This window comes from Bradyrhizobium sp. AZCC 1693, assembly GCF_036924745.1.
Lineage (GTDB): Bacteria > Pseudomonadota > Alphaproteobacteria > Rhizobiales > Xanthobacteraceae > Bradyrhizobium.
The window spans coordinates 1,573,537-1,592,403 of record NZ_JAZHSD010000001.1 but is presented as its reverse complement, the minus strand read 5'-3'; the positions used below and the strand labels follow the sequence as shown (position 1 = coordinate 1,592,403).

Below are 18,867 nucleotides of genomic sequence, written 5' to 3'. Positions count from 1 at the left end.
GGCCTTGACCCCGTCCGCTCACCGGTCGTTAGGCTGGGCATGCGCTCGGCGGAAGCCGAGCGGGGTCGCTCGGTTTGTAACGGTTGGCGTCCCATTTTTGGCGTCGCGCGATCATGGTGTTGAGGATGACGATGAGCTTGCGCATACAGGCGGTGAGCGCAACCTTCGGCTCCTTTCCCTTGGCGATCAGGCGATCATAGAACGCCTTGAGCACGGGGTTGTGCTGGGTCGCAGCTCCCATGCAAGGCATGTAGAAGAGGTTGCGGGCCTTGCGGCGCCCGCCCTTGATGTGGCGGTTGCCCCGCCGTTGGCCGCTATCGTCATCGTAAGGTGCTACCCCCAGCAAGGCCGCGGCGATATTGTCGTTCACCTGGCCCAGTTCCGGCATCGTCGCGATCAGTCCGGCGGACGTGATCTTACCAAGTCCCGGCACGCTCTCGATGATCTCGGCGAGCTCGGCAAAATGCGCCGTCGCTTTGACCATGGCGGAGATCGCGGTCTCGAGCTTGGCGACTTCGACGGCAATCTTCTTCAAGAGCCGCGCCTGCATTTTCTGCACGACGTCCGGCACAGAATGCTCGCCACTGTTTTTCAAGCTGGTCTGCAGATCGAGCAGTCCCTGGCGCGCATTGACGATCTTGACCAGCCTCTCGCGTGCCGCGTCGAAGGCCTGGCCCGGCGCGTCGGTGAAGGTCTCGGCGAACCAGGCGATCATCTCCGCATCGATCGGATCGTTCTTGGCGAGGCGTCCGGCCGAGCGGGCGAAGCTGCGCACCCGCTTCGGGTCAACGATCCGGACTTCGATGCGGGCCTCGCGCAGCGCCTTGGCCCAGTCCTGCTCATAACCGCCGGAAGCCTCCATGGCTGCCTTGCCGACCTTGTGTTTGCGAAGCCAGCGGATCAATGCGTGCCGCCCCTCTGCGGTGCTCGGGAACGTCTGCCGTTGAGACAGCGAGCGAATGCATGCATCCACCTTGTCCTTGGCCACATCAACACCGACGACAACGACCTCATTTTGTGCCATCATCCACTCCCTTCCTTGCTCGGTTCGGGCTCGCAGCCCATGCAACTGTTCGGGTTGAGGAAGACACCGGATCTGTCCCTCGCTCCCCGACAGGCTCTCAAGGCCTTTGAGCGCGAACGGGCTCAGATCCAGCGACGGGCGGTTGGTCTGAGCCGCCCGTTCGCATATTCTGGCAGATTTTGCGGACACAAGAGTGCCTGCGCGGTCCCCAATGGATTGACGATGCCCATGCCGAGCAGGAACACGCTCAGCGCACCCAGATACGAAAGGAGAGTGGGGCTGTACAATGCGACCAGCAGCATCGCGATGCTGCCGGTTAAGGCCGCCAACAGCCCGCCCCGGATCGAGCGGGCGAGCCCGTAGCGCGGGGCCAGCCTGGTCGCGAGCATGCCGGCGGCGAACACGATCAAGACAGTGCCTGCGAAGAACAGGCCCAACTGGATCGGCGTGAGGTGCATCGCCTCGATCAGGATGCGCGGTGCAGCCGAGAACATCGAGAACAGCCCGCCCATGATCAGGCTGACGGTTGCAGCCGGCACCAGGAAGCGGCGGTCGGCGATCAGGCCAAAATAGTTTCTGGCGATGGCGAGCGGATCGAGCGGGGTGCGCGTGGCGTGATGGGTCTCGCCTAACACCGTCCCATAGGCCAACGCGCCGAGCGCGGCAAAGGCGGCGACCAGGACAAACTCGGAGCGCCAGCCGAAAGCGTGGTCGAGCGCGCCGCCGAGCAGCGGCGAGAAGCCGGGTGCGGCCGCCATCGCGATCATGATCAGCGCCATCGCGCGCGCCAATGCGGCGCCCGAAAACATGTCGCGGGCGATCGCGCGGGACAGCACCGACGTGGCGCAGGCGCCCGCCGCCTGGATGACGCGGCCCGATCAGGAGGCTGGTCAGGTCGGCCGCCAGCGCACACCAGACGCTGCCGGCAAAGAAGACGGTGAATCCGATCAGCACCGGCCAACGGCGGCCGTAACGGTCAGAGATCGGCCCGACCGCAAGCTGACCGACGGCGAACACGGCCAGGAAAATCGTGATTGCCGAGGTCACCGCCGCGCTTGTGACGTTCAGCGACACAGCCATCTGCGGCAGCGACGGCAGCAGGATGTTGGTGGCGAGCGTACCGGTCGCGGCAAGGCCTGCCAGCACGGCGATCTGCAGGACGGTCGAGGAGGCCTCGGTACGGGGGCTGGCATCGATCGCGGCGGTCTGGTCGGTCATGGCAGGTTCCGCTTTCAAGAAGATGATGGTCATCATATAAAGCGGATTGAAAAAGCGCCAGTGGGCCGGAGCGGCTTTGGAATAAATTGTTCGTTTTTACCGTGATTGCGGGCGAAGCGAAGCAATCCATCCCGCCACAGAGAGAATAGATTGCTTCCGTCCCACTATGATGGCTAACAGCGGGCCGGCTCGCCGACCATGTCCGGCTGCCGCGCCAGCGAGACTGCCGGCGACAGCAGGATTACCAGCGCCTGCGCGGCGAAGATGATGGCCGCGAGATAGAGGCAGGCTTCGGCGCTGTAGAGGCCGCCGACGATGGCGCCGAGCGCGGAGCCGAGCGGGCGGGCGCCGTAGCTCATGATGTTGATGGCGGAGACACGACCCAAGAGCGATGGCGGCGTTACCGATTGCCGCAGCGTCGTGGTCGAAATCACCCACAGGATCGGGCCGACGCCGAGCAGGAAGAAGCTTAGGCCCGCCAGTAGCGGCGTTGGCACGATCGTGGTCAGCGCCATCACGGCCGCGGCGACGAAGCCGGTGACGGGTCCGAGCCCGATCACGGTGCCGAAGGCCAGCCGTTTCATCACCCGCGTGGCCGCGAGTGCGCCAACCACCATGCCGACGCCATACATCGCAAGCGTCGCGCCGACGCCGGTGGCTGACAGGCCGAGATGGCGCACCGCGTAGGGCACGAACACCGCAAGCAGCAGGAACGACGCGGTGTTGAAGATGAACTGCGTGATGAACACCGGCCGCAGCAACGGGTGATGCAGCACGAACGCGGCGCCTTCCTTGATCTCCTGCAGCGGATGGCGGCGCGCTGCAGGCGCGCGCGCCGGCTCATAGATGCCGGACAGCAGCACAACCGCGACGACGGATAGCGCAGCGGCGAATCCGAACGCGGGAGCCGCGCCAACCCATCCGACCAGCACGCCGCCAAGCGCCGGTCCGCTTGCAAAGGCCACCGTTCGTGCGAGTTCGATCCGTGCATTCGCTGCGGGCAGTTGTTGCGAGGTCACCAGCGACGGCACCAAAGCGGGTGCCGCGACGCTGTAAGCGACCGTTCCGCAGACCGCGATGAAGCCGAGCAGGGAAAGCAGCGGCAGCGTCATTTGGCCCAGCCAGAGCAGCAGCAGAATGCCGGCCAGCGCCGCCGCCCGCAGCGCCTCGGAGCCCGCCATCACCCAGCGCCGTGAGATGCGGTCGGCGAGCAGGCCGGCGGGGATCGCGAACAGGATGAAGGGCAGCGTCAGCGCGGTCTGCAACAGGCCGGTCTGGCCTTCGCCGACGCCGAGCAGCAGCACCGCGACGATCGGCGCTGCGGCAAGCGCAATCTGCTCGGCCGATTGCGCGGCGAGATTGGACCAGGCCAGGCGATTGAACGTTGCGGGCAGAAGAGGCGTGTCGGCGGCGGACATGGCAGGATTCCTTGGCAAAATTCCCTGAGATTCGATTCTCGCCTCATTGTCTGACTGCAGGACGATCGAACCCACCCGTTTCCCGACAAGGGGCGGGAGGAAACTGCGCAACAAAAAGCCCGCCGCGTGAACTGCGGCGGGCCTGTTTCGATTTCAGTTCGGCGGATCAGCCGGTCTGATCAGGATTTGGGGCCGAGCGTCGCCTTGCCCGTTCCCGAGATCGTCGCGGGCGGCGTCACCACGTCATCTTCATCTACATCAAGCGCGGCAGGCGGCTCGGTGGGACTTGCCAATTGCTGCGCGGCCAGTGCGTTGGTCAGGCTGGTCAGTGCATCAGGGCCGGCGGCGAAGCCGCCCTCGGCGAGGATCTTGTCGATGATCGGCTTGAACGCCGAGACCGACAGCAATTGCGCCGCAAGGCCATCGCCAAGGCCAAGACCGTTGCCGTGTCCATTCATGGCGCCATTGCCGCCGCCGCGGCCGAGCATGCCGCCGGTGTCGAAGATCCGGATGTCGGAAATCTTCTCGATCGGCTTGACCGCCTCGGCCAGCGCACTCGGAATGATGTTGATGCGGGCGAGACTGAGATCGTAGTCGATCATTTCCTGGCTGAGCTTGTTGCGCGCCTCGGCCTTGAGCGTGGCGACCTCCGCCTCGGCCTGACCGAGCGCCTTGACGCCGGCGGCCCGGGTGGTGGCCGCATTGGCATCCGCCTGTGCCAGTACATTGATGGCTTCAGCCTTGTTGTTGGCTGCCTGATTTTCTGCCTCCGCCATGACAGTGATTGGCATCGCCTCGGTTTCGGCCGCCTTTCGCGCCGCGATCACGTTGATGATCTTGTCGCGCTCGGCGATTTCGGTGGCGCGTGCGGTCGTGACCTTTTCCTCGGCCGCGATCGCCAGCGCACGTGCGGTCTCGGCTACCGTCTGCGCCTCCGATTGCTCCTTGCTCTTGGTGGCGACCGCGATCGCGCTTTCCTGGGCGACGATCTGCAGGTCGCGTTCCATTTCGGTGTTGCGGCGCTTCACCGCCAAATCAGCTTCGATCTTTCGGGTATCGCGCAACTGGTTCGCTTCAGTCTGCTTGTTGGCAACCGCCAGCTCCTGCTGAATGCGGTATTCGGCCTCGTTCTGCACCGCGGTCTGCTCGACCTGCGCGGTCTGCGCGCGCATCGCGGCGGTCTTGTTGGCGATGTCGCGCTGCTGTGCCAGTTCCGCCTCGCGCTTGGTGGCTTCGATCGTCAGCGTAGTCTGGCGGGCGACGAGGTCCTGCTGCGCGATATTCACCTCGGTGGTGCGGACGATCTGGTTACGCTCCTGCTCGCGTTCCCTTGTGATCTTGGTCAGCGTCGTCAGGCCGTGCGCGTCGAAGAAATTGCTCGGGTTGAAATGCTTGATGTCGCTCTGGTCGAGCCGCGTCAGCGACACTGACTCGAGCTCGAGGCCGTTGTTCTGGATATCGGCGCCGACTGCCTCCTGCACCGATTTCACGAAGGTGGCGCGCTGCTCCTGCAGCTCCTCGAGATTCATGGTGGCGGCCACCGAGCGCAGGCCGTCGACGAATTTGGCCTCGATCAGCTCGCGCAGTTCGCCGGCATTGTTGGTGCGGCTGCCCAGCGTCTGCGCGGCGAGCGCGATCGATGAGCTATCGGGTTTGACGCGGAGATAGAATTCGGCGCCGATGTCAACGCGCATGCGGTCCTTGGTGATCAGCGAGTCGGGGCCGCCGCGGGCGACCTCGAGCCGCAGCGTCTTCAGGTTGACCGCGGCCGTGGAGTGAAAAACCGGAAGCACGAGCGAGCCGCCGTCGAGCACGACTTTCTGGCCGCCGAGGCCGGTGCGGACATAGGCTTCGTCACGCGTCGAACGGCGATAAAGTTTTGCAAGCAAGAGGCCGATAACGAGAATGGCGAGAACGCCGATAGCGACGGGTACTGCAAGTTCCCACATGTTTAAGCCCTGTCTGAACGTTGTTGCGCAATGAGGTCGGCGGGTGCGGAAATGGCGATGAAGCTCTTGGCGTCACGGTCGACCAGCAGCACGCTGGCGCCGACCGGAAGCGGCGTTGACTTAGGACTGGCGCGTGCGACGAGCGAGTGCCAGTTGCCGAAGACATCCTTGAGACGGACGCGGCCGGGCAGTCCCTGGTCGAGCGGCCCGATCGAAACTTCGGCGACGTGACCGATAAAGTCGGCCTCGTTCACCACATAGGTCTCGTCGCGCGGGATGATGCGGGCGATGCCGCGGCTGGTGACCCGGATTGCCGGAATACTGCAGGCCGCAGCGGCGAGTGCCGCGATCGAGACCGGTACCGAGATCCCCACACCGTGCGCGAGGCCTTGGAGGAAGAATCCCGCGATCGAGAACACGCCGAGCGTGAGGATGATCAGGATCAACAGCGGCAGGCGACCCGCGTTGATCCATAAAAACATGCCGCCGAGGCCGCTGTCGCTGTCGGCCTCGACCGCGAGATCCTTGCCCAGGAGTTCGCTGATCGAAAATCCGACCAGCGTCGTCAGCAATTCGATTCCGCCGAGCGTCATCATGATTGCCGCAGCCACAGTGAAGGGCCGCACGTCCGGCGCCAGCAGGAGGTCGGTCAGGGCACTCATTGTTGCGATTTGATCCTTTCAAGCCGCGCCGCGATTTCCTTTTCGCGATGCAACCGGTCGAGCTCGTCGAGCTCCTTGTCGCCGAGCACGCTGGAAGCGGGCACGCCGGTGACGCGTGCGATCGCCGCCATGGCCCGGTCGGCACTCATTGTTTTAGTCGTGGGAACTGCCCGGCCGGGTTCAAGCGGCGCCTGCTGCACGAGGCTCGCCTCGAGATCGGCGAGACGGGTTTCGGCTTCACGTCGCGCGCCAAGCATCGCCTGCAAGGCCTTGGTCTGCTCATCGATTTCGAGTTCGACGAAATCCATCGCGCGTTCGAGCGCAATGGTCTGCGACTCCAGATCAATTTGCCGTGCGACGCCGGCACGCGCCAGATCCTCGCGATTTTCCGCAATTGCGAGACGGATTTTTTCCGTTAACGCCGAAACTTCGGCGTCCAACTCCTCGCGCCGCCGCTTGAGGCGGAATTCCTCGGCGCGCGATTTGCCGAGCGCATAACGCGCTTCGTCGGCGCCGGCATCGATCTCGCGGATCGCCTGCTTGACCAGCGCGACCTTGTTGCTGTTCTCGGCATTGTCGATGGTCTGGCTGGCGATGGCGGCAAGAAGCCGGCCCATACGTGCAAGGATGCCTTCGTGAAGCATGGTCTTCTCCTCCGGTTGTACTGATTTCGATTTGACGGCGATCTGGATTTCGTAGGCGTGGCCGTCTGAGACCAAGTGAGCCGGGAAGGGACTCTCCCAGCCGGCAACATAGCCGGGGACGTCGAACGGAACCAAGACGCGTCCCTGAACAGTGCTAATGGTCAGTGAAGTTGGGCCCTTGATCGCAAACAACTTGTCGTCGAGCGGAATCCTGCGGACCGGCGCATCAGCCACATAGCCGGCGCGGTCGCGCAGGCCGAGCGTCACCAGGCGGGCCGGCAGGCCGGTCTCGGTGCGGATCTTTTCGTAGGCCTGGGCATGAAGCGAGACGAGGTTGGCACCGACAGGCGCAACCTCCGCGAGGATCGCCATCATCCGGTCGTAGGCGACAAAGGTCGCCTCGATGGCGGCGATGCCGGCCTCGTCGGGAGCGAGGGCGTATCGCAGCGTGGCCGTGGGCGTTTCGACCGGGATTTTGATCATGCTCTCAGCATAAAGCACTTCCTCAGTACTTTACAACTGGGTGCCGGTATCATTTTCGTGATTGGCCAGATGCAATTGCACCTGATTGCTAGATGCAGTTGCAAATGAGTTGCAATAAAGTTGGATATCAGCCATTTTGTCGAAATGGACGCCCGAACGCCCGCATTGGGCCCGAAGACCGCGATTGAGAGTGGACCGATGACCGACACGACTGCTGCCGGTTGGCGCGCCGATGCCGCCGCTGGCGCCCAGCGCAGCCTGCCTGAAGTCAACTCGACCATCTCGGTGCCCTTTGGCGGGCATTGGTCGCGCCGGTTGCTGGCCTTCCTTGGCCCCGGCTACCTGGTCTCTGTCGGCTACATGGACCCGGGCAACTGGGCGACCGATCTCGCGGGCGGGTCGAAGTTCGGCTACACGCTGCTCTCGGTCATCCTGCTGTCGAACCTGATGGCGATCCTGTTGCAGGCGCTCGCCGCGCGGCTCGGCATCGTCACCGACCGCGACCTCGCGCAGGCCTGCCGTGCCAGCTTTTCCCGACCCGTCAACTTCCTGCTCTGGGTGGCCTGCGAGGCCGCCATCATCGCCTGCGATCTGGCCGAAGTGATCGGCACCGCGATCGCGCTAAAACTTCTGTTCGGCATTCCCCTGATCGGCGGCGCGCTGATTACCGCGCTCGATGCCTTCCTGCTGCTGCTGTTGATGAACAAGGGTTTCCGTTTCCTCGAAGCCTTCGTCATCTCGCTCCTGATCGTCATCGCGGTCTGCTTTGGCATTCAGATCGTGGCTGCCGCCCCGCCGGTGGCCGGGGTGCTGAAGGGCTTTATGCCGTCGACCGAGATCGTCACCAATCCCGAGATGCTCTACATCGCCATCGGCATCATCGGCGCCACCGTGATGCCGCATAACCTCTATCTGCACTCCTCGATCGTGCAGACCCGCGCCTATGAACGCAACGACAAGGGCCGCCGCGAGGCGATCAAATGGGCGACGACGGATTCGACCATCGCCTTGATGCTGGCGTTGTTCATCAACGGCGCGATCCTGATCGTCGCCGCCGCCACCTTCCATGCGACCGGCCGCACGGAAGTGGCCGAGATCGGCCAAGCGTTTGAGCTGCTGTCGCCGCTGCTCGGCCTCGGCATTGCCTCGACCCTGTTCGCGGTCGCGCTGCTGGCCTCCGGCCTGAACTCGACGGTCACGGCGACCTTGGCCGGCCAGATCGTGATGGAAGGCTTTCTGCATCTGCGGCTGCCAAGCTGGGCGCGGCGGCTGCTGACGCGCGGCATTGCGATCGTGCCGGTCGTGATCGTCACGGCGTTTTACGGCGAGCGCGGCACCAGCCAGTTGCTGGTTTTCAGCCAGGTCATCCTGTCCATGCAATTGCCATTCGCGGTGATCCCGCTGGTGAAATTCGTTTCCGACCGGCGCAAGATGGGCAAGTTCGCGATCTCCCGTTCGGTCGCCGCGGTGGCGTGGATCGTCGCGGGCATCATCGTCGCGCTGAACGTGAAGCTCTTGTTCGAGACGTTCTTTGGATAAGCCCACAAAACACTGTCATCGCCCGGCTTGACCGGGCGTTCGCCGCGGCCTCTCGATTCAATCATTGCCGTCTCTGGAATACTGGTTCACCTGCACTTCGCGGGTGATGACAAGTGGTGGGTGATTGCAGGCTTTGCCTAATCCTGCGGTTCGGACAGCATTTCGCCCGATGCGTCGACCCGAAGCCAGCCCGACGGCGCCAGCCGCTGCTGCGGCAGGAAGCGGCCCTTGTAGTCCATCTTCTTGGAGCCTTCGATCCAGTAGCCGAGATAGACGTAAGGCAGGCCCAGCCGGCGGGCGCGGGTGATGTGATCGAGGATCATGAAGGTGCCGAGCGAGCGGCTGTGCTGCGACGGCTCGAAGAACGAATACACCATCGACAGCCCGTCGCTGAGCACGTCCGTCAGCGCCACCGCGATCAGCTCCTCGCCACGGCCGGTGATGCCGGTATCGACGCCGCGCTTGCGGTATTCGATGATGCGGGTCTCGACATGGCTGTCTTCCACCATCATCGCGTAGTCGAGCACGGTCATGTCGGCCATGCCGCCGTGGCGGTGCCGACTGTCGAGATAGGCGCGGAACACCGAATACTGCTCCGACGTCGGCACGGCGCTGCGCTGTTCGCCGACGATGTCGGCATTGCGCGCCAGGACCTTCTTGAAGTTGCGCGAGGGGCGGAATTCGTTGGCGATCACGCGCACGGAAACGCAGGCGCGGCACTGGTCGCAGGCCGGGCGGTAGGCGATCGACTGGCTGCGGCGGAAGCCGCCATGGGTCAGGAGGTCGTTGAGGTCGCCGGCCTTGTCGCCGACCAGATGCGTGAACACCTTGCGCTCGTGCCGGCCCGGCAGATAGGGGCAAGGCGAGGGCGCCGTCAGGTAGAATTGCGGGGTGTCACGCGAGTGCTGGGTCACGTCGGGTCGTCAGGCCTCCGAAACAATCGACCATAGCGTTTTGGCGTTAAGAAAACGCCTCAAAACGACAAAGCGCCGGCCCGACCCCGATTCATTTCGGGGCCGGATCAGCTCTAACATCGCGCCCCGCGGGCTGACGGTCAATTACAGTTTGCTGCTCGCTCAGTAGCTGCTGCGTGCCGAAGGCGCTACCTGAGTACGAATCGAGCTGTTGATGACCACGGTTCCCAGCACGATGTCGTGCAACAGCCGGCGGCGGCCGTTGAACAGGCCGACCAGCAGCACCAGCGGCGTCAGGAACGAGATCGAGACCCAGTACAACACGGCATGGCAGGCGCCGAGCACGAAATAGCCCGGGGCGCCGTACCAGGTGCGGACCTCCAGATCCATTGCGCGCATGCCCATGGTGGCCGAATGCGGGCCGCCGATCGAGGAGCCGTAATAGACGATCGCCCACACGATGGTAGCCGGCCACGCCAGCCAGAACAGCATCCAGCCGAGCCCGAGCGTGATCACGCCAAACACGGCAATGAAGATGTAGCCAAGGATGACAGGAACCGACAGCACGATGAGGTCGATCAGGAACGCAAACACGCGCCGAGTCAGCACGCCGCGAAACAGTTCCGGCTGCAGATCGGGATCGAACGCATGCGGCGGCACCCCACCGTCGTTCCGCCAGGCGCCGCCAGCACTCGAAGCGCCGCCAGCACTTGAAGAGCCGCCGCCGGTATTGCCAGAGCCGCTATAAGACATGGTCCGTCCTCCAGGCCGAATTTCCCGAACGGAACATGGGAACCGGCCGCGCACTCGCCAAGGGCCTGCGACCATTAACACGCTGCAATATTCGGGGTGATTTGAGGGCGCTCTCACCCCGTCATTGCGAGCGAAGCGAAGCAATCCATCGCGCGGCATAACGGATGGCTGGATTGCGTCGTCGCTTTCGCTCCCTTGCGCAAACGCTTCGCGTTTGTCGCAGGCAATGCCGCGGAGGGGCCGGTGGGTTACCCTTGAGCCTTCAGCTTCTCCGCCGCCTTCGGAGCAAAATACGTCAAAATCCCGTCCGCGCCGGCGCGCTTGAAGCCGAGCAGGCTTTCCATCATCGCGCGCTCGCCGTCGATCCAGCCATTATTCGCGGCGCCCGCGATCATCGCGTATTCGCCGGATACCTGGTAGACGAATGTCGGCATCGAAAACGTGTCCTTCACCCGCCGCACGATATCGAGATAGGGCATGCCGGGCTTCACCATCACCATGTCGGCGCCCTCGGCGATGTCGAGTTCGACCTCGCGCAACGCTTCGTCGGAATTGGCGCTGTCCATCTGGTAGGTGCGCTTGTCGCCGGTCAGCGTCTTCGCGGAACCAATGGCGTCGCGGAACGGGCCGTAGAAGGCGGACGCGTATTTCGCGGCATAGGACATGATTTGCACGTCGAGGAAACCGGCCTCGTCCAGCGCCTCGCGGATGGCGCCGACGCGGCCGTCCATCATGTCGGAGGGGGCAATGACGTCGCAGCCGGCTTCGGCCTGCACCAGCGCCTGCCGCACCAGCACCGCCACCGTCTCGTCGTTGAGGATCTTGCCGCCCTCGATCAGCCCGTCATGGCCGTGGCTGGTGAAGGGATCGAGTGCGACGTCGCAGAGCACGCCGAGATCAGGAAACTCCTTCTTGATCGCGCGCACCGACTGGCAGACCAGATTGTTCGGGTTGAGCGCTTCGGAACCGTTCTCGTCGCGCAGGGACGGCTCGGTATAGGGGAACAGCGCGATGCAGGGGATATCGAGCTTCATCGCGCGCTCGGCATCACGCACCGCCTGATCGACGGTGAGGCGGTCGACGCCGGGCATCGAGGCCACCGGCGTGCGCGTGTTGCTTCCGTCGACCACGAACATCGGCCAGATCAGGTCGTTGGTGGTGAGCACGTTTTCGCGCACCAGCCGCCGGGCCCATTCCGCCTTGCGGTTGCGGCGCGGGCGGATGATCAGGTCCAGCGGGGTGGAGGCGAGGGCGGTCGGCCGCTGCGGCGCGTCGCGCATTTCGATCGGACGCCCGAACTTGATCGCCATGTGATGGGTACTCCTGGAGGCGGCGGGTAGATTTCGATTTGTTCCAATTCTAGCACCTTGCTCGCCGCTCGTCACCGAGCCTTGATCTATCTCATCAGCAATTGATTTTGCCGTCCGGGCGGGCCAAGACATCAGGCCATGAGGCCATTCCAGCCCGCATTGAGTCCCGATTCCGAGGTCGGCTTCCAGGTGTGCTCCCAGGACAACTGCCATGTCTGACACGTCAGCGCGCGATCAGGGGCGGGACAAGGCCATGTCGATGGCGGCGATGTCGTCGGAGCGGATCGAGCCCGACGACAATGTCTGGACGCGGCGGCTGGTGCTGTTCCTGCGCATCATGGCCGTCATCTCGATCCTGAAGGGCCTGTACCACTGGGCACAGGTGACGGGTTTCATCGGCGGCGAGGAGGAGGCGTTCGAGAACCAGTCGATGGCCTGGCAGACCGCGACCGTCTATTTCGCCGTCATCGAACTGGTCGCCGCCGTTGGCCTGTGGCTCGCGACGCCCTGGGGCGCGGTGGTGTGGCTCACCACCGTGGTGTCGATGGCGGTGATCGAACTGATGTTTCCCGGCATCTACGGCGGCAGCCTGACGGTGGTGGGGATCGAGGCTGTGATGCTGGCGGCGTATCTGGCGCTCGCCTGGATGGCTGCGCGTGAACGCCCGCCGTAGGACGCTTACCCCGACGGGCTCCCTCGCCCTGCTCTTGCGGAGAGAAGGAGAAGTACAACGCGTCAGTTTCCCGCCATAATTCCTTCCGTGCAGAAACCGCGACGCGATCCCCTGCAATTTTCCGAAATTTTCCCGGTAACGCTTCAGTCACCGTTAAGGGCCGTAAAGGGTTCCACCACACACCTTACGCGAGCGTTTCGATTTCAGACGCACCTGTTTCCGAATGCGACAGGGCATGCAGACGAAGCGTGAACAACGCGCTCTCACCGTCAATGAAATATTGCAAAAAGCCTTGATCCACCGGGCTTAATCGACAATTCACTCTGTTAAATTCATGATCTCTTTATTCTCTTATTTAAGCGGATCTTCAAACCGCCCCCTTAAGTTGAAGCTATCAGGCGGGACAGAAGTTTCGTCGAAATAAGTCGAAAAACGACGACAGGGGAAGTGTCATGATCAAAGCCGTTGCAACGGCGGTGGAAACCGCTGAACGCTCTGCCGGTCAAACTCCGGTGCAGCCGCTCTATCTGGAAGCATTGACTTTGGTGGAGCGGCTTCACCGCCGGCTGCTCGACGTCATCAAGGACGAATTCGATCGCCGCGGCCGCGCCGACATCAATTCGGTGCAGGCATTGCTGCTCTATAACATCGGCGACAAGGAGCTGACCGCGGGCGAGCTGCGCACGCGCGGTTACTATCTCGGCTCCAACGTCTCCTATAACCTCAAGAAGCTCGTCGAACTCGGCTTCCTCGATCATCAGCGCTCCCGCGTCGATCGCCGTTCGGTCCGCATTCGCCTGACCGCGCAGGGCCAGGAAATCCGCAAGATCGTCGATGCGCTCTATCAGAAGCACGTCAAGACGGTGGAGCAGGTCGGCGGCATCTCGAACGAGGAGTTCGCGACCCTGAACAAGTCGCTGCACCGCCTCGAGCGGTTCTGGACCGACCAGATCCTGTATCGGCTCTGAGAATTTCGTTCGTCTAGCGGCCAAGCCGGCCAGATCATGATCCGACCTCTCGGATCATGAACGAGAAGACCGGCAAGCCAACAGCGGACAATGAACTGGCAAGGCAGTAAGCCCTGCTCGAGACGCATCGGCCCCGGTTCTCCGGGTCCGGTGCGTTTTGCTTTTTGCAAACCTCAAGTTGATGCCTTTGAATAAGCGCCTGTCCGATCGCTTGCCTGTTTCACAATCCGATTGTGCTCTTGCACCAATCCGATTGTGCCGCTTGCACAATCCGGATTGACTAGCCTCCGACGCCCCGCCCATAATCCATGAAAATATAAAGGCTTCACGCGCGTACCGGCCACAAGAGTCGTGACGGCCTGATGCCCAAATGGGGAAAACGGGCTTGTCGGCATCGCGGCGTCCCATGTTCGGCGAGCAACAGCGCTTCGTGCTGCTCCTGATCGCGCCGGCTGCGCTGTTGCTGCTGCTGTTTCAGGTCGTGCCGATCGTGATCGGCGCCAACGCCAGCTTTCGCAACTGGGCGCTCTATAATCCCAAGAAGACCTGGATCGGCTTCGACCACTACGCCGCGGTAATTTCGGATCCGGCGTTCCTCTATGTGGTGCTGCCGAACACCTTCCTGTTCATGGTGCTCAGCGTCGCCGGCGCGCTGGTGGCGGGCCTTGCGCTGGCGCTCTTGCTCAACCGTCCGTTCCGCGGCCAGAAGCTGGTGCAGACCATCCTGCTGGTACCGCTGATGGTGGCGCCTGTGATCGCCGCGATCATGATCCGCTGGATATTCAACGACCAATTCGGCATCGTGAATGTGGTGCTGGAAGCTATTGGCCTGGAGGGGCAGCCCTGGCTGGTGCAGCGCTGGAGCGCGTTCGGCATCATCCTTCTGACCGACATCTGGCTGTGGACGCCGTGGTTCACGCTGCTGCTGCTTGCGGGCCTGCAGAGCCTGCCGAAGGAGCCGTTCGAGGCCGCCGCCATCGACGGCACCACGACCTGGCGCGTGTTTCGCTTCCTGACGCTGCCGATGCTGCGCCCTGTCATCGTGGTCTGCGTGGTGATCCGCGCCATCGACGCCTTCCGCACCTTCGATATCGTGTGGACGCTGACCGGCGGCGGGCCGGGACGCTCGACTGAACTGTTCAGCCTCTATGCTTACGTCCACGCCTTCCTCAACCTCGATCTCGGCCGTGGTTCGGCGGCGGCGATCATCGGCGGGCTGATCATCCTCGTGATCGGCGTGGTGCTCTATCGCCTCGTCGACCGCATCGCAAAGGCCTGACCCGATGCCCATGGTGAGCCGCTCCGAATTCCTGCCGTGGCTGCCGCCGATCGGCCGCAAGGCGCTGTTCGCGCTGGCGCTCGCTTTCATCTGCTTCGCGTTCGCCTTTCCGGTGCTGTGGCTGGTCCTGACTTCGCTGCGGCCGGAATCTGGCGTCTATTATGTCCATCGCGGCACGGAGTTTACGCTCGGCAATTTCGCCGAGGTGCTGCGCGAAGAAAGAATTGTCGAAGCCTTCCTCAACAGCGCACTGATCGCCACACTCGCGACCGTGTTCTCGCTGCTTGTCACCGTATCGAGCGGCTACATGCTGTCGCGCTTCACCGGGCCGGCCTCGCGGATCTGGTTCGGAACGATCTATGTGTTCCGCTGCGTGCCCTATATCTCCTGGGTCTTGCCGCTGTATTTCGTGACGCAGAGCTGGGGCATCTACGACACCTATACCGGGCTGCTGCTGCCGCACGTCGCCGTGCACATCTGCTTCTTCTCGTGGCTTATGAAGGGCTTTTTCGACGGCATCGACCCGTCGATGGAATACGCCGCCATGATCGACGGCTGCACACGAGTGGGGCGCCTTCATCCGCGTCGCCGTGCCGTCGGCGCTGCCGGCGATTTCCGCGCTCGCCGTGCTATGCTGGCTGTTCACCTGGAACGAGTTTTTGTTTGCGCTGATCCTGACCGGCAACCGCGTCCCGATGATCACGGTTGTCATGGCGCAATTCGTCACCGAGATGGGGCTGCGCTGGAATCTGATGGCGGCGACCGCGGTCATGGCGCTGGTGCCGGCGTTTTTGATCGCGCTGTTCGGACAGAAATACGTGATCCGGGGTTTGAGAATTTAGGCGAGGAAAGACCGAGGCACGACACAACGACAAAAACGAGGAGGAGAGGCGATGCAGGGACTGGCGAGATGGTTGATGGCGGCGACCGCGGCCTTGGTGGCCGCGACCAGCAGCGCTGCCGCTCAGGTGAAAGAGCTGCGGATCGGCTACCAGCCGAGCCCGATCCAGGACGCTTCGATCGCGATGTTCGAGGCCTGGGGCGCCAAGAACGGCGTCAAGATCGTCAAGGTGCCGAATTCCTACGGCGTCTATGTCGAGAAAATGACGGCCTCGCTGACCTCGAACGCCGACCAGTACGATGTCATCTGGCACAATGACGACTGGGGACAGACCTGGGCGCATCTGCTGGAGCCGATGGACGACGTCGAGGCCAATAAATACGCCGACAAGTGGAGCATGGCCCCGGTCGTGTTTGCCAATGCGGAAGGCAAGAACACCGTCGTGCCGATGGGCCAGACGTTCAGCGTGTTCTTCTACCGCTCCGATCTCGTCAAGCCGGAGGAGGTGCCGAAGACGCTGGAACAGCTCGTCACCATGAGCAAGAAGCTGCAGGCGGACGGCAAGGTCAAGTTCGGCTTTGTCGCCGGCATGGCGATGAACCACACCTGGTTCAGCTGGCTCTGGTCGATGTGGGGCAACAATTGCGACGTGCTGATGCCGGCCTACGAGCGCGACAACAAGAAGCTTGCGGAAGCCGGCTGGAAGTCGGGCCTGACCGAGCCCTGCATGCAGCAGACCGTCGAATATTGGTGGGACGCGATCAACACCCACAAGATCGTGCCGCGCGGCATGCCGGCCTATGACCGCAACGAGGCCAACGCGATCTTCATGTCCGGCGATGCCGCCTTCACCGTGGCGGACACGCTGTGGTGGGGCACCTTCAACGACCCCGCCAAGTCGAAGATCGCGGGCAAGATCGCCGCCGCGCGCTTTCCGCTCGGCCCCAACCGCACCAGGCCGTTCGCTTGGGACGATATCTGGGGCTGGGCGATCCCGAAATCGATCGCGCCCGAGCGCAAGAAGCTCGCCAAGCAGATGCTGGAAGCGATGATGCTCGACGAGGAAGGCCAGATGAAGCTCTGGAAGGCGACCGGCGCGCCGCCGCCCAACACCTCGTTCTGGCCGAAGATCGCCGAGCAGGATCAGTTCATGAAGCTCTTGAAAGAGTCAGTGCTGGATTCTCCCGACAAGGTGCGCGGCGCCTATTACTTCCCGCAATGGCCCGCCGTGCACAAGGCGTTCAACGACGCGGTCACCAAGGCCGTCACCGGCAAGCGCGAGGACATCGCAAAAGTGTTGGCCGAGGGCGCGCCGCTGGTGAGCAAGGCCGCACAATAATCGAGAACGCGAAGCCCGCCGCGTCAGCGCGCGGCGGGCTTTTTGAAAAGGCTTCAGGTTCGGGTGCGGCGGGGCAATGGCAGCAATATCACTCAGCAAGCTCAACAAGCATTATGGCTCGCTGTTCCACGCCGTGAAGGACGTCGATCTCGAGATTGCCGACAAGGAGTTCGTGGCGCTGGTCGGCCCGTCCGGCTGCGGCAAGTCGACGACGCTGCGCATGATCGCAGGGCTGGAAGACATCACCAGCGGCGACATCCGGATCGGCGGCAAGCTGGTCAACCATCTGCCGCCGCGCGACCGCGACGTCGCCATGGTGTTCCAGAACTACGCGCTCTACCAGCACATGAGCGTCTACGACAATCTGGCGTTCGGCCTGCGCAACAAGAAGACAGCGGAAGCCGAGATCAAGGCGGCGATCGACCGCGCCGCCGGCATGCTCGGGCTGCATGATTTGCTTCAGCGCAAGCCCAGGCAGCTCTCGGGCGGCCAGCAGCAGCGCGTCGCGCTCGGCCGCTGCATCGTGCGCAATCCGCAGGTGTTTTTGTTCGACGAGCCGCTGTCGAACCTGGATGCCAAGCTGCGCGCGCAGATGCGCATCGAGATCAAGCGCCTGCATGCGGAAATTCCGACCACGTCGGTGTTCGTGACCCATGACCAGGTCGAGGCCATGACCTTGGGCGACCGCGTCGTGATCATGCGCGACGGCAGGGTTCAGCAGATCGGCACGCCGCTGCAGGTCTACGGCAAGCCGGCCAACAAGTTCGTCGCGGGCTTCATCGGCGCGCCTGCGATGAATTTTATCGACGTCAGCGTGCGCAGTGCAGCGGGTGTGACGTCAGTCGAGGCAGAAGGCCTGCGGCTTACGATCGGGCCTGCGGACGCGTCGGCGCTCGCAGCCCACAGCGGTCGCCGCGTGATCCTGGGCGTGCGGCCGGAGCACCTCGTGCTCGGCAATGGCGCCCCGGGCCTTGGTTTCGACGCCCGCGTCGAGGTCATCGAACAGCTCGGCTCGGAAATTTTGCTGGAGACAAGGGTAGGCGGCGCCAGCGTCACCGCCGCACGCGTGCCCGCGGAAACCGCGATTGCGCGCTGCGATCAGGTTCGCCTGTCGGCGCAGGCTGGCCGCCTGCATTTCTTCGATCCCGAGAGCGAGTTGCCGATTTTGGGGTGAAACGGGCCGAAACGTCCTGTTTTTGCTGCCAAAAGGCCCGGTTTCCAAAAAAGGATGGAACCATCCCGGACCTCGCGCATTGTCGGGCCTGTCACGGAACAGGTGAGGCATGTTGGTCGAGCGCGGAATTCAGGTCATGAACTTCGAGGTGGTGGGCGATGCCTATGCCATCGCGTCGTACTACCTCCGCAAGACCGGCGCCATTGCCGACAGCCTCGTCACGGACGAGCGGTTGCTCTCAATCATCGTGAAGATGTTCCAGCAGGGCGAATTCAACAGGCTCCGGCTCGCCAACAAGGCAATCGCCGAATTCGAAGCGCGCATACCGGCCTGACCGCATCACCCGCATCACGCAACTCAGGAGAAATCCATGGAAGCCGCGATCGACCGCATCATGCAGACCTATGATCTGCTTGTGAACCGCACTGCCGCGGCCAACGACGAAGCGCGCGTCAAGGTCACGGAATATCTCACCACGTTGGTGGAAGCGGGCGAGACGGATCCGCACCGGCTGACGGTGTGCGGGCTGACCTATTTGCGCCAGCTCGATGGCAGCAACGATCCGGTGAAGGCGGGATATACGGGGCTGTAAGAAACGCACGCCGTCCTGCTGCGCGCTGAGTCTGACCCGGCGCGCACTCAGGTCCTCCTGAAGGGGGCTTGCCTGCCACGTACGCTC

General features: G+C 63.2%; 17 protein-coding genes and 1 pseudogene. 8 read left to right on the top strand and 10 right to left on the bottom strand.

Translation table 11 applies throughout. The features are described 5' to 3' along the window. Nucleotides 1-28: 28 nt before the first annotated feature. The 7 genes and pseudogenes from V1293_RS07860 to V1293_RS07830 all read right to left on the bottom strand — a co-directional run bounded on the left by V1293_RS07860 (nucleotide 29) and on the right by V1293_RS07830 (nucleotide 7,398). The gene (locus V1293_RS07860) at nucleotides 29-1,027 is read right to left on the bottom strand and encodes an IS110 family transposase (protein WP_334507484.1); all 999 of its coding nucleotides are present in this window, start codon (nucleotides 1,025-1,027) and stop codon (nucleotides 29-31) included. 119 nt (nucleotides 1,028-1,146) lie between these two features. Further along, nucleotides 1,147-1,860 carry an MFS transporter gene (locus V1293_RS07855; RefSeq protein WP_334516655.1) on the bottom strand — a complete coding sequence of 238 codons (714 nt, stop codon included), beginning with the start codon at nucleotides 1,858-1,860 and terminating at the stop codon, nucleotides 1,147-1,149. A 100-nt stretch (nucleotides 1,861-1,960) separates the two neighbouring features. Then, nucleotides 1,961-2,104, bottom strand: a pseudogene (locus tag V1293_RS07850) (MFS transporter); the annotation flags it as partial. Nucleotides 2,105-2,415: 311 nt separating this feature from the next. Further along, complete coding sequence (locus V1293_RS07845; RefSeq protein ID WP_334508208.1) at nucleotides 2,416-3,660, bottom strand: MFS transporter; 1,245 nt, start codon at nucleotides 3,658-3,660, stop codon at nucleotides 2,416-2,418. A 179-nt stretch (nucleotides 3,661-3,839) separates the two neighbouring features. After that, nucleotides 3,840-5,609: a flotillin family protein gene (locus tag V1293_RS07840; RefSeq protein ID WP_334508206.1), complete on the bottom strand. Its 1,770-nt coding sequence runs from the start codon at nucleotides 5,607-5,609 to the stop codon at nucleotides 3,840-3,842. 2 nt (nucleotides 5,610-5,611) lie between these two features. Next, entirely contained in the window at nucleotides 5,612-6,271 is a 660-nt protein-coding gene (locus tag V1293_RS07835; RefSeq protein WP_334508204.1) for an OB-fold-containig protein, read from the bottom strand. After that, nucleotides 6,268-7,398 (bottom strand): PspA/IM30 family protein, encoded by a 1,131-nt coding sequence (locus tag V1293_RS07830; protein ID WP_334508202.1) that lies wholly within the window; start codon nucleotides 7,396-7,398, stop codon nucleotides 6,268-6,270. Before V1293_RS07830 ends, V1293_RS07835 begins: the two co-directional genes overlap by 4 nt. A 144-nt stretch (nucleotides 7,399-7,542) precedes the next feature. On the opposite strand from V1293_RS07830, the gene V1293_RS07825 reads away from it, so the two are divergent. Continuing rightward, on the top strand, nucleotides 7,543-8,937 hold the full coding sequence (locus V1293_RS07825) for an Nramp family divalent metal transporter (protein ID WP_442894335.1): 1,395 nt from the start codon (nucleotides 7,543-7,545) through the stop codon (nucleotides 8,935-8,937). 137 nt (nucleotides 8,938-9,074) lie between these two features. Here V1293_RS07825 and V1293_RS07820 read toward each other — a convergent pair whose 3' ends face one another. The 3 genes from V1293_RS07820 to hemB form a co-directional block, all read right to left on the bottom strand. Beyond that, entirely contained in the window at nucleotides 9,075-9,851 is a 777-nt protein-coding gene (locus tag V1293_RS07820; protein ID WP_334508198.1) for an arginyltransferase, read from the bottom strand. Nucleotides 9,852-10,013: 162 nt separating this feature from the next. Beyond that, a complete protein-coding gene (locus tag V1293_RS07815) occupies nucleotides 10,014-10,604 on the bottom strand; it encodes an RDD family protein (RefSeq protein WP_334508196.1) in 591 nt (196 codons plus the stop codon). A gap of 248 nt (nucleotides 10,605-10,852) precedes the next feature. Then, a complete protein-coding gene (gene hemB / locus V1293_RS07810; protein ID WP_334508194.1) occupies nucleotides 10,853-11,914 on the bottom strand; it encodes a porphobilinogen synthase in 1,062 nt (353 codons plus the stop codon). Between the two features lie 211 nt (nucleotides 11,915-12,125). Here hemB and V1293_RS07805 point away from each other — a divergent pair, with 211 nt between their 5' ends. The 7 genes from V1293_RS07805 (at nucleotide 12,126) to V1293_RS07770 (ending at nucleotide 18,780) form a co-directional block, all read left to right on the top strand. Then, complete coding sequence (locus tag V1293_RS07805; protein WP_334508192.1) at nucleotides 12,126-12,587, top strand: DUF6163 family protein; 462 nt, start codon at nucleotides 12,126-12,128, stop codon at nucleotides 12,585-12,587. 452 nt (nucleotides 12,588-13,039) lie between these two features. After that, complete coding sequence (gene ldtR, locus V1293_RS07800; protein WP_028345688.1) at nucleotides 13,040-13,555, top strand: transcriptional regulator LdtR; 516 nt, start codon at nucleotides 13,040-13,042, stop codon at nucleotides 13,553-13,555. A 385-nt stretch (nucleotides 13,556-13,940) separates the two neighbouring features. Then, nucleotides 13,941-14,834, top strand: a complete 894-nt coding sequence (locus V1293_RS07795) for a carbohydrate ABC transporter permease (RefSeq protein ID WP_334508190.1) — start codon at nucleotides 13,941-13,943, stop codon at nucleotides 14,832-14,834. A 917-nt stretch (nucleotides 14,835-15,751) separates the two neighbouring features. Continuing rightward, a complete protein-coding gene (locus tag V1293_RS07785) occupies nucleotides 15,752-17,014 on the top strand; it encodes an extracellular solute-binding protein (protein ID WP_334516654.1) in 1,263 nt (420 codons plus the stop codon). Nucleotides 17,015-17,090: 76 nt separating this feature from the next. Further along, nucleotides 17,091-18,188, top strand: a complete 1,098-nt coding sequence (locus V1293_RS07780; protein WP_334508186.1) for an ABC transporter ATP-binding protein — start codon at nucleotides 17,091-17,093, stop codon at nucleotides 18,186-18,188. A 109-nt stretch (nucleotides 18,189-18,297) separates the two neighbouring features. After that, nucleotides 18,298-18,522 (top strand): hypothetical protein, encoded by a 225-nt coding sequence (locus V1293_RS07775; protein ID WP_334508184.1) that lies wholly within the window; start codon nucleotides 18,298-18,300, stop codon nucleotides 18,520-18,522. 36 nt (nucleotides 18,523-18,558) lie between these two features. Further along, on the top strand, nucleotides 18,559-18,780 hold the full coding sequence (locus V1293_RS07770) for a hypothetical protein (protein WP_334508182.1): 222 nt from the start codon (nucleotides 18,559-18,561) through the stop codon (nucleotides 18,778-18,780). Nucleotides 18,781-18,867: the final 87 nt, after the last annotated feature.